Source organism: Actinopolymorpha sp. B17G11, from assembly GCF_040196095.1.
In the GTDB taxonomy this organism is placed as follows: Bacteria; Actinomycetota; Actinomycetes; order Propionibacteriales; family Actinopolymorphaceae; genus Thermasporomyces.
Genome location: NZ_JBEFTW010000002.1, coordinates 67,373 through 81,004, shown reverse-complemented (window position 1 = coordinate 81,004; position 13,632 = coordinate 67,373). Strand labels below are relative to the sequence as shown.

Annotated in this window: 11 protein-coding genes; 8 read left to right on the top strand and 3 right to left on the bottom strand. The window is 70.2% G+C overall.

Annotation, left to right across the window (positions count from 1 at the left end; all coding sequences use genetic code 11):
• Positions 1-2 precede the first annotated feature (2 nt).
• The 5 genes from ABN028_RS35245 to ABN028_RS02745 all read left to right on the top strand — a co-directional run bounded on the left by ABN028_RS35245 (position 3) and on the right by ABN028_RS02745 (position 5,982).
• On the top strand, positions 3-608 hold the full coding sequence (locus ABN028_RS35245) for a zinc finger domain-containing protein (protein ID WP_502879159.1): 606 nt from the start codon (positions 3-5) through the stop codon (positions 606-608).
• Between the two features lie 204 nt (positions 609-812).
• Positions 813-1,304, top strand: a complete 492-nt coding sequence (locus ABN028_RS02760; RefSeq protein ID WP_349326316.1) for a DUF6328 family protein — start codon at positions 813-815, stop codon at positions 1,302-1,304.
• Positions 1,305-1,309: 5 nt separating this feature from the next.
• Positions 1,310-2,674, top strand: coding sequence for a four-carbon acid sugar kinase family protein (locus tag ABN028_RS02755; protein WP_349695505.1), 1,365 nt, complete (start codon positions 1,310-1,312; stop codon positions 2,672-2,674).
• The gene (gene pdxA / locus ABN028_RS02750) at positions 2,671-3,672 is read left to right on the top strand and encodes a 4-hydroxythreonine-4-phosphate dehydrogenase PdxA (RefSeq protein ID WP_349326314.1); all 1,002 of its coding nucleotides are present in this window, start codon (positions 2,671-2,673) and stop codon (positions 3,670-3,672) included. The genes ABN028_RS02755 and pdxA overlap by 4 nt, the downstream gene beginning before the upstream one ends.
• A 108-nt stretch (positions 3,673-3,780) precedes the next feature.
• Positions 3,781-5,982, top strand: coding sequence for an outer membrane protein assembly factor BamB family protein (locus tag ABN028_RS02745; protein ID WP_349695504.1), 2,202 nt, complete (start codon positions 3,781-3,783; stop codon positions 5,980-5,982).
• 18 nt (positions 5,983-6,000) lie between these two features.
• Here ABN028_RS02745 and ABN028_RS02740 read toward each other — a convergent pair whose 3' ends face one another.
• From ABN028_RS02740 to rlmN, 3 genes are read right to left on the bottom strand one after another with little or no spacing between them, the layout of a single operon-like run.
• Positions 6,001-6,891 (bottom strand): phosphotransferase family protein, encoded by an 891-nt coding sequence (locus ABN028_RS02740; protein WP_349695503.1) that lies wholly within the window; start codon positions 6,889-6,891, stop codon positions 6,001-6,003.
• Between the two features lie 23 nt (positions 6,892-6,914).
• The gene (locus ABN028_RS02735) at positions 6,915-7,667 is read right to left on the bottom strand and encodes a class I SAM-dependent methyltransferase (protein ID WP_349695502.1); all 753 of its coding nucleotides are present in this window, start codon (positions 7,665-7,667) and stop codon (positions 6,915-6,917) included.
• Positions 7,668-7,697: 30 nt separating this feature from the next.
• The gene (gene rlmN / locus ABN028_RS02730) at positions 7,698-8,819 is read right to left on the bottom strand and encodes a dual-specificity RNA methyltransferase RlmN (protein ID WP_349326310.1); all 1,122 of its coding nucleotides are present in this window, start codon (positions 8,817-8,819) and stop codon (positions 7,698-7,700) included.
• 356 nt (positions 8,820-9,175) lie between these two features.
• On the opposite strand from rlmN, the gene ABN028_RS02725 reads away from it, so the two are divergent.
• The 3 genes from ABN028_RS02725 (at position 9,176) to ABN028_RS02715 (ending at position 13,591) form a co-directional block, all read left to right on the top strand.
• Positions 9,176-9,598, top strand: a complete 423-nt coding sequence (locus tag ABN028_RS02725; protein ID WP_349326309.1) for a TIGR03668 family PPOX class F420-dependent oxidoreductase — start codon at positions 9,176-9,178, stop codon at positions 9,596-9,598.
• A gap of 289 nt (positions 9,599-9,887) precedes the next feature.
• Entirely contained in the window at positions 9,888-11,768 is a 1,881-nt protein-coding gene (locus ABN028_RS02720; protein WP_349695501.1) for an ABC transporter ATP-binding protein, read from the top strand.
• Entirely contained in the window at positions 11,768-13,591 is a 1,824-nt protein-coding gene (locus tag ABN028_RS02715) for an ABC transporter ATP-binding protein (protein WP_349326307.1), read from the top strand. The genes ABN028_RS02720 and ABN028_RS02715 overlap by 1 nt, the downstream gene beginning before the upstream one ends.
• Positions 13,592-13,632 lie beyond the last annotated feature (41 nt).

Below are 13,632 nucleotides of genomic sequence, written 5' to 3'. Positions count from 1 at the left end.
GTATGCCTTACCAGATTGATGTTCTCGCAGGTCAGCGACCCACGTCTCGCGACGCTGCGATCAATCATCGCAACTTCTCGCAACTTGCTTCAAGCTTGCCCGAACCTGCCCGTAGCGTCTGCTGGCGTGGCGCGGCGGTTGGTCGACCCGCTCGAACAGCCCTGGGTCGCGAGACGGTCCCGGCCCGCTACGCGACACCAAACCGGGTGCGTGGTGTTCTCTCCCATCCGTCTCGCGGGGGAGGCGGTTTCACCGTGCCGCGGACAAGACACGGGAGGCGAGCACGTGCGGTCGCTCAGGTGGGAGGTCGTGTGGTTTCTGTTTTGGGCTGGGCTCGGCTTCGGGTTGGTCGCGATGGGACTGGGGAAGTCATGGATTGCTACGAGCGGGTAATCGACACCGGCGTCCTGGACTGGATCTGGGACGGCAGACTCACCGAACGCGGTTACAGCGAAGGCGACTTGGGGACCACGGCGCGCATCCTGGCACGGCCGTGTCCGCTGTGCAAAGCGCAGCCCGGCGAGTGGTGCCGCACCGCTGGGGGTCATGTGCTTGACCATCTGGACAAGGCACATGTGGTCCGCCGTCCCATGCTCCGGTCACGGTGAGTGTCTGTCCATCGGTGGTGAGTGTGAAACTCACCCTGAACGAGGGTGAGGGTCGTCATCGGCGCTCCCCGTCGCTGCCGCGCCTGCCGAGGAGTTTCCCAGCGGCGCGGCCTGGTCGCCGCGCGATCCCGAGGACAACGAGTTCTGCGTGACCTGAGCCTGCAGGTCCTTGGCTCCCCCCACCATGGCGGGCATCATGCAGGAGTGGCGAGCGACGAGCACCCGACCAGCGCGGACCGGCGGGAGACACCTCTGGAGCGGGCGGACCGCAACTTCCAGGAGCTGATCGCCGAGCTAAGGGTGCTCCAGACGGGTGTGCAGATCCTGTTCGGCTTCCTGCTCATCCTGGCGGTCCAGCCGCGGTTCGCCGAGGCCTCGGCGTTCTCGCGGGTGACCTACATCGTCACGCTGATCCTCTGCTGTGCCGCGACCGCACTGCTGATGGCCCCGGTCGCCTACCACCGCATGCTGTTCGCCAAGGGTCTCAAACCCGAGGTGGTCCGCGCCTCCGACCGGTTCGCCCGCTGCGGCATGACCACGCTGCTCCTCGCGATCGCCAGCGCGGTCCTGCTGGTCATCGATCTCGTCCTCGGTCTCACGCTCGCGATCGTGCTCGCCAGCTGCGTCGGCGTGCTGTTCGCTCTGCTCTGGTATCTCCTTCCGCTGCGCCGGCTCCGCCAGTACGGGCGGATGTGACCCCCGTGCCTCACCCGAAGGCCCGGATCGGTGTCGTCGCCGATGATCTGACCGGAGCCGCTGACACGGCGGTGGGGTTCGTACGTTCGGGACTCTCGGCGCTCGTCACCTGGGCAGACCAGGAGCACGCCGGCACGCCCATGGAGGTCGACGTCCTGGCGATCGACTCCGGCACCCGGGCGCTCGGTCCTCCGCGCGCTGAGGCGACCACCCGGCGGATCGTCGGCCAACTCCGCGCGTCGAGAGTGCGAACCCTCTACAAGAAGGTCGATTCCCTACTACGCGGACATGTCGGGGTCGAGGTCAAGGCCGCATTGACAGCGTGGGAGCCGGACGCGGTGGCGATCGTCACACCCGCCTTCCCTGCGACCGGGCGTACGACAGTCCGCGCGCAGGTCCTCGTCGACGGCGTACCACTGGAGCGTCCGTCGATCAGCCGCCTGCTCACCGACGCCGGCCTCGCCGTGGCGCGTGCAGACCTGGCGGACGTACGCAGCGGTGCGCTGGCCGCCGCGTTCTCTGCCCATCGCGGCGCCGGGAGCCAGGCGATCGTGTGCGACGCCGAGACCGACGCGGACCTGCGCTCGATCGCCGCAGCCGGTGCGGACCTGGACTCCTGCGTGGTGTGGGTGGGTTCCGGCGGCCTCGCCGCCACCCTCGCCGCCACCCTCTCCACTGGCCTCTCCACTGGCCTCTCCACTGGCCTCTCCACTGGCCTCTCCACCGGCACCACCGACGGGACCGCTCTCGCCGACCTCACCGGGAGCGCCCTCGCGACCACCAAACCGGTCCTACCCGCCGCTTGGGGCGGGCACGTCACACCCGCGGCCAGCGGCCCGGTCCTCCTCGTCGTCGGTAGCACGGCGGTCATCGCCCGCGCACAGGTCGGCCACCTCGCCGCGGCAGGCGTCGCACACGTCACGATTCCGGTCGCCGCGCTGGGGAGTACGCACGAACCGAACGGAGGGCAAGGCGTTCCGGACGGGTCACCTGTCGCGGAGGTGATGGCGTGCCTGCACGCGGGACACGATGTCATCGTCACCCTCGGCGCCGACGCGGGACGACCGGACGCCACCGACGATGCGAATCTCACCACCGGTCTAGGCCAGCTCCTCCGTCCCTGCGCGCCACTGGTGGGCGGCCTGGTGGCAACCGGCGGCGACACCGCGACCGGCGTCCTCCGCGCCTGGGGCACGACCGCGCTCCACCTCGTCGGCGAGGTCGAACCCGGTGTCCCCCTGTCCCGCAGCATCGGGCCGCGGCCGATCCCGGTCGTGACGAAGGCCGGCGCGTTCGGGCGCACGGGCACTCTGGCCGCCGCCCGTGCGAGGCTCGAAGCAGTCCTCACCCGAGCCGAAGGAGAACGATGAACCGTCCTGTCATCGCCATCACCATGGGCGACGCCGCCGGGGTGGGTCCCGAGGTCATCGTCAAGGCCCTGGCCAGGGCAGACGTCCACGACCTGCTTCGCCCCCTCGTCATCGGCGACGTGGCCCGGCTCACCAGAGCGGCCGATATCTGCGGCCTCGACGTCGCCGTCCGCCCGGTCGCCCAACCGTCGGACGCCGCGTACACCCCCGGCACCATCGACTGCATCGACCTCGCGCTGATACCCGCCGACCTGCCGTTCGGAGAACTGTCACCCGTGGCCGGTGAGGCGGCCTACCGCTGCATCGAACGCGCCGTCGCACTGGCGACCGCCGGCGAGGTCGACGCGATCTGCACGGCACCGCTCAACAAGGAGGCGCTCCACGCCGCCGGCCACCGCTTTCCGGGCCACACCGAGATCCTCGCCGACCTCACCGGCACCCCGGAGGTCTCGATGATGCTCAGCGCGCCCACCCTGCGGGTGGTGCACTGCACGACGCACATCGGTCTGGTCGACGCGGTCGAGCGGATCGATCCCGCCCTGGTCGAACGCACGATCCGGCGCGGCCACGAGACGCTCGTCCGGTCAGGGATCGCGAGCCCGCGCATCGCGGTGTGCGGCATCAACCCGCATGCCGGCGAGAACGGCCTCTTCGGCCGGGGCGAGGAGGAGGCGAAGGTCGCTCCGGGCGTCGCCGCCGCCCGGGCCGACGGCATCGACGCGACCGGGCCACTGCCCGCGGACACCGTGTTCTTCCGGGCGGTCCGCGGCGACTTCGACCTCGTCGTCGCGATGTACCACGACCAGGGCCACTGCCCGGTGAAGGTCCTCGGCCTGGAATCCGGTGTCAACATCACGGTGGGGCTGCCGGTCGTGCGTACGTCGGTCGACCATGGCACCGCGTTCGACATCGCCGGCACCGGCACCGCCGACGAGCGCAGCATGCTCGAAGCCCTCCGCCAGGCGGCCGAACTGGCTCCGCAGCGCACCGAAACGTAGTTTCACCGACCGGTTCGGGCCTGTTCACCGTTTTCGGATTCAAGGGGTTCCCGGTACCGACTAGCCTCCGGACGCCGATCGCGATCAGCCCATCCGTACGGAGGAACCATGGCCAACCCCCACCTGGACCGGCGAAAGGTGCTGCGGATGGCCGGCACGGGAGCGGTCGGAGCCGCCACCGTCCTCGGGACGCAGGCGCTGCCACGGCATCGCCCGGCACATGCTGAAACCCTGCGGGAGCCGGCAGCGGCTCCACTGTCCTTCGCGGTCGTCACCGACACCCACGCGAACCCGGTGGAGGGGACCCGGCTGGGTTGGCTGCGCCTCGCCTTCGCCTCGATCGCGGCGGGCAACCCGGCATTCGTCCTCAACGCCGGCGACATCACCGACTACGGCGGCGACGACGAGTACGACGCCTACCTCTCCACCGTTCCGGACGCCCTTCGGCCGAAGCTGCGGCACGTCCCGGGCAACCACGAGATGCGCTGGGACGTGCATGGCGCCGAGCTCTACCACCGGCTGTTCGGGCCGACGCCGTACTCCTTCGACGTCGCCGGCCTGCACGTCGCCGGCCTCGACCCGACGCAGTTGCTGCAGGAGCCAGGCCACTTCGGGCGGGAGCACCTGCGGTGGATCGCGAACGACCTGCGGGGTGCCTGGCCGAGCGTGCTGTTCCTGCACTACCCGTTCGGTGCCGAGCACTACTTCGTCAATGACCAGGACGCGTTCTTCGAGACGGTCGCCGACCTGCCGGTGCGGGCCGTGTTCGCCGGCCACATCCACCGCGAACAGGTCGTACGCACGAACGGGTTCACCCAGGTGGCGGCCGAGGCGGTGAAGGATGGCGCGTTCTACTACTGGGTGGAGCGGACGAGCGACGCGAGCCATCCGGTCCTGCAGGTCTGGGCCGTGGCGGTGGCTGCCGACGGGTCGGACACGCGACGTGAGCTGGTCACGATCCCGCTCGGCGGCGACGGCGCGGACCGCGGCCTGCGCCCGGTGCGGATCGACCTGGGCGGGCCGACGGGCGACGCGCTGCAGGTCACCGTCGGGCTCGACACGTCCGCGCCCGCCGCCGGCGTACGGGCACAGGTCTATCCCCAGGCGGTCTTCGGCGGCGGGAGCGCAGGCACGTGGGTCGACCTCGCACCCACAGATGGCGCCTGGTCGGGCTCGCTCAGTGTGGCGGGACTCGCCGCCGGCATCCACCGGATCCAGGTCCGGGTGGGCGGGACCTCAGGGGCGAGCCACGATGCGACCGCGACGCTCTCCGTACCAGCGGCCGCGGGGGCACCGGTCGACCGCTGGCAGGCCCGGATACCGGGCAGTGTGCAGGGCGCCCTCGCCGAACGCGACGGCCTGGTCGTCGCCGCCAGCACGACCGGCCAGATCGAGGCGTTCCGGCCGCGCGCGACGAAGCGGGCCGTGGTGTGGCGAGCCAGGGTGGGGGCGGCCTACCGCGGTCCGGCGTTCGCCTCCGGCGGCGAGACCGTCATCGTCGGGTCGGCCGACCATCGCCTCTCCGCGCTCGACGCGGGATCGGGCCGCGTCCGATGGCGGTTCAGCCCCGACGACCCTGTGCTGAGCAGTCCGCTCGTCGCGTCGATCGGTGGCGGCGAGTTCGTCCTCTTCGCGGCGGGACGCAGGCTCCACGCGGTCGACACGCGGACCGGTCGCGCCCGCTGGTCGGCCGACCTGCACGGGTTCTTCGCGGGGCGGGTCGCCTGTGACGGGACCCGGGTGTATGCCGGCAGCGGCGACGGCCGTGCGTACGCCCTCGACGCCGCCACCGGCGAGCAGCTCTGGTCGGTATCGATGACCACTCGGTCCGACGTCTACGGGCGGCTGCTCTACGGACCGTGGGACGACACGGTCGAGCTGCTGCCCGGCGGCCTCGTGCTCGTCTCGACAGTGAGCAGCGCGACGGCGCTCGACGCAGCGACCGGTGCGGCCGCGTGGACGGTCGCCGGCAGCCACATGTACACGCCGGCTCGCCTCGTCGACGACTCCCTGCTGCTGGTCGACGAACGCGGCAAGGTCCACCTCGTCGATCCGGCCACCGGTGTCGCGCGATGGGTACGCGAGCTCGGCGTCCGGGCGTTCAACGCCGGACCGATGATCAGCGGCGGTCTCGCGTGGCTCGTTGCCGCGACCGGACTGCTGGTCGGGATCGACCTGGCGTCCGGTGAGGTCCGACACCGGCGCCAGCTGGGTCCGAGCAACACCTTCAGTACGCCCGCACTGGTCGACAACCTTCTCGTCACCGCTGACCAGGACGGCCTGGTCCGCGGGCTCACCCTCCCCGGGTAGCCGCGGCCGCGGTGCCCGTCAGGAGTCCATCCGGGTCTCGGCGAGGTCGAGCCAGTCCTCCACGTCGCCCGGTGAGAAGTGCCGGATCGCCCAGTCGACCTGGCGCAGGCTCATGTGCGCCCAGTAAAGGCGGAGCGTCGCCGGGTCGAGGAGGTCGTCCAGCAACCCGTCGAGCCAGCGCCCGAGGGTCGGGTCCGACATCATCGCGAACCGGAGCGTCACCAGGCAGAACCGCCGGTCGCCCCTCCCGATGCCGTCCCAGTCGACGATGCCGGTGATCGCGCCGCCACCGGCCGGCATCGACCCGGCGACGAGAACGTTGCCCGGGTGGTAGTCGAGGTGGACGAGATCGTCACCGGTCATCGTCGTCGGCTCGGACGCCCCAACCGTACGTACCCACTCCAGGAGTCGGCGGGTCCGGACGTTGTGCAGCTCCAACGGCCGGTGCAGGCAGAACCCCGGACCGCTCCCCCGCAGCCACATGTCCGGCCGCTCGACGTCAGGTCGCTCGGCGAGCAGCCCGGCGAACCCTTCCACGAGCTCCACCAGCTGCTCGACCAGAGCGCGGTCGGGGTGCGAGGGCGGTGCGCCGGGCAGGCGTTCCTGCACGATCGCGAGCGCTCCTGGCACCTCCGCGATCAGGTCGTACGCCGGAACCGGCAGGCCCCGCTCCCTCGCCAGGGCGAGGATCTCCGCGGTGCGGCGGACATGGGCCGTCGGTCCGTCCGGCAGCCAGGTCAGGACTCCCTCGCGCCCGTCGGACCATCGGACGTACGCCGCGCCCACCTGGCCGCCCGGCGCGGGTCCGACCAGCGTCAGCCGGGCGTCGGTGTGCGCGTTGACGAGCGCGACGAGCCGGTCGGGTTCGAGCCGCCGGACCGGTGCGAGAGCGGGGTCGTCGACAGACACGGGCGGCGACTCTACCCGCGGGCCTACGCGGCCTTCTGCCAGGCCAGCAGCCGGTAGGTCGGCGGCGTCCGGGCCAGGTCGGGGTCAGGAAGTGCGCGGAGGTCGCGGATCAGCGCTTCCTTCCGGCGCGGTTCGACGTGCTGGTACGACCGCGACGACGACTCGAGGACGTCGGCCAGGGCGGCTGGGACCCGGCCCTGTCCATGACCGACGAACCCGCCCTCCGCCTGGAGTGTCAACCCCGCCTTGCGGGCGAGGACCTCCACCTGCCCGCGGGCGTCCGTGGGCGCGGCGCCGCCCTGCGTACGTCCGTACGACACGAGCAACCGTTCCACGTCGGTGTCGGGCGGATGGCCCGCGTCCTTGTCCACGGTCGACACGAGCATCCCGCCCGGCCGGAGCACCCGGGCCGCCTCGGACACCACCGCGGCCACCTCGACCGGCGATGCCAACAGGTGCAACAACCACACCACGACAACCGCGTCGACTCGACCGGTCGCGAACGGAAGCCGGGTCGCGTCGCCCCGGAGCGTACGACCGGGCCACCGTCCGGCCGCGAGCGCCAGCATTCCGGCCGACCGGTCACACACGACGGCGTCGTAGCCGCGGCGGGCCAGCCTGGAAGCGACGAGACCGGTACCGCCCGCCACATCGAGCACGGTCCGAGCCCGCACGGCCCGAAGGAGGGAGGCGATGGCATCGGCCGCGGCCTCCGCCCGCGCCACCCCGCCCCTCGTGTCGTCGTAGCGGGCCGCCTCGACGTCATAGTCGAGCATCAGCGCCGGAACGCGGGCCGCACCACCGGCTCACGCCTCCTTGGCCGCGAGCTGCCCACAGGCGCCGTCGATCTCCCGGCCGCGGGTGTCGCGAATGGTCACCGGCACGCCGTGCGCCTCCAGCCGCCGTACGAACTCCCGCTCGTCCTCGGGTTCGGAGGCGGTCCATTTCGAACCGGGCGTGGGATTGAGCGGGATGAGGTTGACGTGCGCCAGCCGGCCGCGCAGCAGGCGGCCAAGCAGATCCGCCCGCCACGCCTGGTCGTTGATGTCGCGGATCATGGCGTACTCGATCGACACGCGGCGGCCGGTCTGCGCGGCGTACTCCCAGGCGGCGTCCAGGACCTCGGCAACCGGCCAGCGGGTGTTGATCGGTACGAGCTCGTCGCGGAGCTCGTCGTCCGGCGCGTGCAGTGACACGGCCAGGGTGACGGCGAGACCTTCCTGCGTGAGCTGCCGGATCCGCGGCACGAGGCCGACGGTGGAGACCGTGATGCCCCGCTGGGACAGGCCGAGCCCGGCAGGAACCGGGTCGGTGAGCCGGCGCACGGCCGAAAGCACGGTCGCGTAGCTCGCGAGCGGCTCGCCCATGCCCATGAAGACGACGTTCGAGACCCTGGCGGGACCGCCAGGAACCTCACCGCCAGCGAGCATCCTCGCCCCGGCCACCACCTGCGCGACGATCTCCGCCGCCGACAGGTTGCGGGTGAGTCCCGCCTGGCCGGTCGCGCAGAACGGGCAGGCCATGCCACAGCCGGCCTGGCTGGACACGCACATCGTTACCCTGGCCGCCTGCGCCCCCGAACCGGGATAGCGCATCAGCACGCTCTCGACCAGTGCGCCGTCGAACAGCCGCCACACCGACTTGACGGTGCTGCCGCCGTCGCAGGCCAGCGTGCGGACGGGAGTCAACAGGACCGGCAACGCGGCGGCGGCGATCTTCTCACGCCGCCCGGCCGGCAGATCGGTCATCTCGCCCGGGTTGTCGGTGAATCGACCGAAATAGTGGGTCGAGAGCTGGCGGGCGCGATAGGCCGGCTCACCCAGCTCCACCAGGAGATCCTTGCGTGCGGCGAGGTCGAGGTCGGCGAGGTGACGTGGCGGCTTCGCCCTCCGGGGCGCCGCGAAGACGAGATCTGGATGCGCAGACATGGCGTCGGCCATCCTCGCATGCGTACGCCTCCGGTAATCCGTCCGCGCCATGTCAGGGTCGCCGATACCGGATCGGGTCGGACCGGGACGGCTCGCAGTTGGCGCGATCGCCGAAATTGCCGGCCTGAAATTCGATGGCGGAATACCCACGTCCTGCGGCGTCCAGTACGGACAATTGACGCGCCGAAATTGGTTTCGCCGATGAATTGCGAGCGACGCCGCGAGCGGGAATTCCGCGAGGCCTGAAAAGGTCCGCGTGAGGGCGCTATAGGCTCGCTGCATGCTCATCGGAGCCGTTCGCCTACACGCCGGAATCTCCCGCGCGGTACGCCGACACCCGCGGCAGGTTCGCCACGATGCGACTCGCTGAAGCCGACGCCCGCGAACGCTTCGCCGGCGGCCGTACGGCCCACCTGGCGATGGCCGACGAGAGTGCCCGACCCCACGTCGTGGTGGTGACGTTCGCCGCCGTCGGGTCGGTCGTCGTCACCGCAGTCGACAGCAAGCCGAAGACGACGCCACGGCTCCACCGACTGCGACTGATCGCCGCGAATCCGCAGGTGAGCATCCTCGTCGATCAGTACGACGACGCCGACTGGACACGGCTGTGGTGGGTGCGTGGCGACGGTGTCGCCCACATCCTCGACACCCCCGAGGAGTCTGCCGAACCGCGGTCGTGGCTGGTCGCGAAGTACGCTCAGTACGCCGCCGAACCGCCGGCCGGACCGGTCATCCGGATCGAGGTCGCACGGTGGTCGGGATGGGCGTACACCGGGTGAGGGCACGCGACTGACCGACCGCGCTCCGGGGAGCGGCACCGCGCGACGGGGCCCTTAGCGGGAGGCCGGCGGATGGCGTCCGCCGGCACATTCTTCGGCCGTAAATTCGCCTACGCACATTGCTCGGCCGAGACTTTATCACCGGCCACCGACAACCTGATCTCGGCGAAATTCGGTTGGAAATTCCGGCCGTCTTCGTGCTAGAACAGTCTTCGTCTCACGCTTGCTGCGCCGGCACCGGAAGCGACGTGCGACCACCACCTCGTGTCCCTTCCGGAGGCAGCGTCTCGTGGCCACCCTCACCTCAGAGTTCACCGTCGTCGACCAGCACCGCACCGACCGTCGCAGCCCGATTCGCTGGATCCTGTCCCACCAGTGGCGTTACCGGCGCTACCTCGTGGGCCTGCTGGGCGGATCACTCGTCATGGTCGTTCTCAACTCCGCGATCCCCGGCCTCACCGGGGCCGCCTTCGACGCCGTCCTCGCCGGGGGCGAGTCCGGGCGGTCCCGGCTGGTCCTGATCGTGGTCGCGCTGATCGCCATCGTCCTGTTGCGTGGCGTCTTCGACCTGGCCGCCCGCATGTGCACCGAGATCCTGGCCAAGCGGCTCGAACGCAACGCCCGCGAGGAGCTCTACACCAGCCTGCTCGGCAAGAGCCAGACCTTCCACACCCGTCAGCGGGTGGGCGACCTGATGGCCCGCGCGGCAAACGACGTCCGCCAGCTCTCCGCGATGGTCTCCCCCGGTCTCGACCTGATCGTCGACTCGATGCTGCAGGGACTCGTCCCCCTGGTCTTCATCGCGCTGATCGATCCACGGCTGCTGCTGTCGCCCCTGCTGTTCGGCGTGGCGTTCGGGCTGTCGCTGCGGCACTACATGCGCCGACTCAACCCGGTCTCCATCCGCATGCGCGAGCAGTTCGGCACCCTCAACGCCGGTCTCAACGAAGCCGTCCGCGGCATCGAGGTCGTCAAGGTGACCGCGCAGGAGGCACAGGAGCGCCGCCAGTTCGAGACCAACGCCCGGGCCTACCGCGACTCCTTCGTCGAGCAGGGGCTCGTGCAGGCCCGCTACCTTCCGCCGCTCCTGCTCGCGGTCGGCACCGCGGGCGCGCTTCTCCACGGCCTCGTCCTCTACCGCGGCGGCGAACTGACGCTCGGGGACCTCGTGGCCTATCTCGGGCTGATGGGGTTGCTGCAGTTCCCCACGATGATCTCGATCTTCACGTTCTCCCTCGTCCAGCTCGGGATCGTGAGCGCCCGCCGGATCATCACGCTGATGGACGACGAAGCAGAGCTCGACCAGAACCCACAGGGCCACCAGGGCCGGATGCGCGGCGAAATCGTCTTCGAGGACGTGTCGTTCGGCTACGGCGACGACCCGGTGCTGCGCAACCTGTCGTTCCGGGCCGAGCCGGGGCAGACCGTCGCGATCGTCGGCGAGACCGGGTCGGGCAAGAGCACCCTGACCAAGCTCGTCAACCGGATCTACGACCCCGACAAGGGCCGGATCCTGATCGACGGGACCGACGTCCGCGACTGGACCCTCGACTCCCTGCGTTCGCAGATCTCCACCATCGAACAGGACATCGTGCTGTTCTCCCGGCCCGTCGCCGAGAACATCGCGTTCAGTCTCGGCCAGCGCGCGGACCGGGACGAGGTGATCCGCGCCGCGAAGGACGCGCAGGCGCACAGCTTCATCGAAGAGCTCGACGAGGGCTACGACACGGTCATCGGCGAGCGCGGGGTCACCCTGTCCGGCGGGCAGCGGCAGCGCCTGGCGATCGCCCGCGCCCTGCTCACCGACCCGAGCATCCTGGTGCTCGACGACTCCACCAGCGCGATCGACAGCGCCACCGAGGACGAGATCCAGCGCGCGATCCGGCGCATCCTGCAGGGGCGTACCACCCTGCTCATCACCCACCGGCTCTCCCAGATCCGCTGGGCCGACAAGGTGTTGTTGATCCAGCGGGGCGAGCTCATCGACCAGGGCACCCACGACGAACTCCTCGAACGCTGCCCCCTCTACCGCCGGATCTTCGCCCACTACGACGAGGTCACACACCCCAGCCCGGACGGCCACGCGGACGAGGAGTGGGGACAGCTGCCGGCCGCAGGCGACGAGCGCGTGGTGACGGCCGTTCCGGCCTACGACGGTGAGGAGGTCTGATGGGCTTCATCATGGAGGGCCTCGACGCCGAGGACTACGACCGGCGCTACGCCGACCGCGACCTGGTCCGGCGGATCCTGCGCTACTTCCGGCCCAAGCTCCCGGCCATGACGGTGGTCGCGGTGATGATCGTCGCCACGTCGGCGCTGCAGGCCGTGCTGCCGCTGGTGATCAGCTGGGGCATCGACCAGCTCGTGGGCGACCAGTCCAACTCGTTCCTGGCCATTCTCGTGGCACTCATCCTCCTCTCCGGCGTACTGGCGTGGGCGACCAACTATGTCCGGCAGGCGCTCAGCGCCCGCGTCACCGGCGACGTCGTGCTCACCATCCGCCAGGACGCCTTCGCCGCGGTCCTCAAGCGCGACCTGTCCTTCTACGACGAGAATCCGTCCGGCAAGATCGTCAGCCGGGTCACCTCCGACACCGACGACTTCGCCAACACCGTGACGCTCACGATGAACCTCCTGAGCCAGGTGCTCCTGGTCGGCTTCGTCACGGCGCTGCTCTTCGTCCGCGATGTGGGACTCGCCCTGCTGACGCTGGCGATCACCCCGATCGTCATCGCCATGGCCCTGGCGTTTCGGCGGATCGCCCGCGACACCACCCGCCGCGCCCAGCGCTCTCTCGCCAGGGTCAACTCCACCGTGCAGGAGACGATGGGCGGAATCGCGGTCGCCAAGAACTTCCGCCAGGAACAGACGATCTATGACGAGTTCCTCCCGATCAACGAGCAGAACTACCAGGTCACGGTCCGGCAGGGCATGGTCTTCGGAGCGATCTTCCCGCTGCTGTTCCTCGTCGCCGGGTTCGGCACCGTGCTCCTGGTGCTGGTCGGCGGGCGCGGCGTGCTGGGCGGTTCGGTGTCACCCGGCGACTGGTACCTCTTCCTGCAGGCGGTCGCGCTGTTCTGGTTCCCGCTGACGAGCATCGCTTCGTTCTGGTCACAGTTCCAGCAGGGGCTGTCGGCCGCCGAACGGGTCTTCGCCCTGGTCGACGCGACACCGAGAGTCCTGCAGAACGACTCCCAGCCGGCCGGTCGGCTGACCGGACAGATCGAGTTCCGCGACGTGACCTTCGGTTACCACCCCACTCAGCCGGTCCTGTCCGACTTCACCATGACGATCCAGGCGGGCGAGATGGTCGCGCTCGTCGGCCACACCGGCGCCGGCAAGTCCACCCTGGGCAAGCTGATCACCCGGTTCTACGAGTTCCAGGGCGGGCACATCTACCTCGACGGGCGCGACATCCGGTCCTTCGACCTCCAGGACTACCGCCGACAGCTGGGTGTCGTGCCGCAGGTGCCGTTCCTCTTCTCCGGCACGGTGGCCGACAACATCCGCTATCCACGTCCGGAGGCGACCGACGACGAGGTGCGGTTGGCCGCCGACCAGGTAGGCAACGGCGACTGGCTCGCGGCCCTCCCGAACGGGCTGGAGACGGAGGTCGGCGAGCACGGCCAGGCCCTGTCGATGGGGCAACGCCAGCTGGTCGCCCTTGCCCGCCTGCTCGTCCAGGATCCAGCGATCATCATCCTCGACGAGGCGACGGCGAGCGTCGATCCGCTCACCGAGGCCCAGATCCAGGAAGGCCTGGACGTCGTCCTGCACGGGCGTACGTCCATCGTCATCGCGCACCGGCTCTCGACCATCCAGCACGCCGACCGGATCGTCGTCCTCTCCGGCGGGCGGATCGTCGAGGAAGGCGACCACCCCACGCTCATGCGGCGCGGCGGCCAGTATTGCGAGGTCTACAACACCTACTTCCGGCACCAGTCTCCGCACTACCGCCCTGGCACCGGATTCGTCCCCGTCGTCCAGGCGTGACCGGCGCTTGCGGAGGGCGACGTCGGCCATCCGAATGCTTC

What these genes read in the sequence shown, in the direction of transcription:
- ABN028_RS02745 (WP_349695504.1), top strand. Translation starts at nt 3,781, where the DNA reads ATGGCCAACCCCCACCTGGACCGGCGAAAGGTGCTGCGGATGGCCGGC.
- ABN028_RS35245 (WP_502879159.1), top strand. Translation starts at nt 3, where the DNA reads ATGCCTTACCAGATTGATGTTCTCGCAGGTCAGCGACCCACGTCTCGC.
- rlmN (WP_349326310.1), bottom strand. Translation starts at nt 8,819, where the DNA reads ATGTCTGCGCATCCAGATCTCGTCTTCGCGGCGCCCCGGAGGGCGAAG.
- ABN028_RS02725 (WP_349326309.1), top strand. Translation starts at nt 9,176, where the DNA reads ATGCGACTCGCTGAAGCCGACGCCCGCGAACGCTTCGCCGGCGGCCGT.
- ABN028_RS02735 (WP_349695502.1), bottom strand. Translation starts at nt 7,667, where the DNA reads ATGCTCGACTATGACGTCGAGGCGGCCCGCTACGACGACACGAGGGGC.
- ABN028_RS02715 (WP_349326307.1), top strand. Translation starts at nt 11,768, where the DNA reads ATGGGCTTCATCATGGAGGGCCTCGACGCCGAGGACTACGACCGGCGC.
- pdxA (WP_349326314.1), top strand. Translation starts at nt 2,671, where the DNA reads ATGAACCGTCCTGTCATCGCCATCACCATGGGCGACGCCGCCGGGGTG.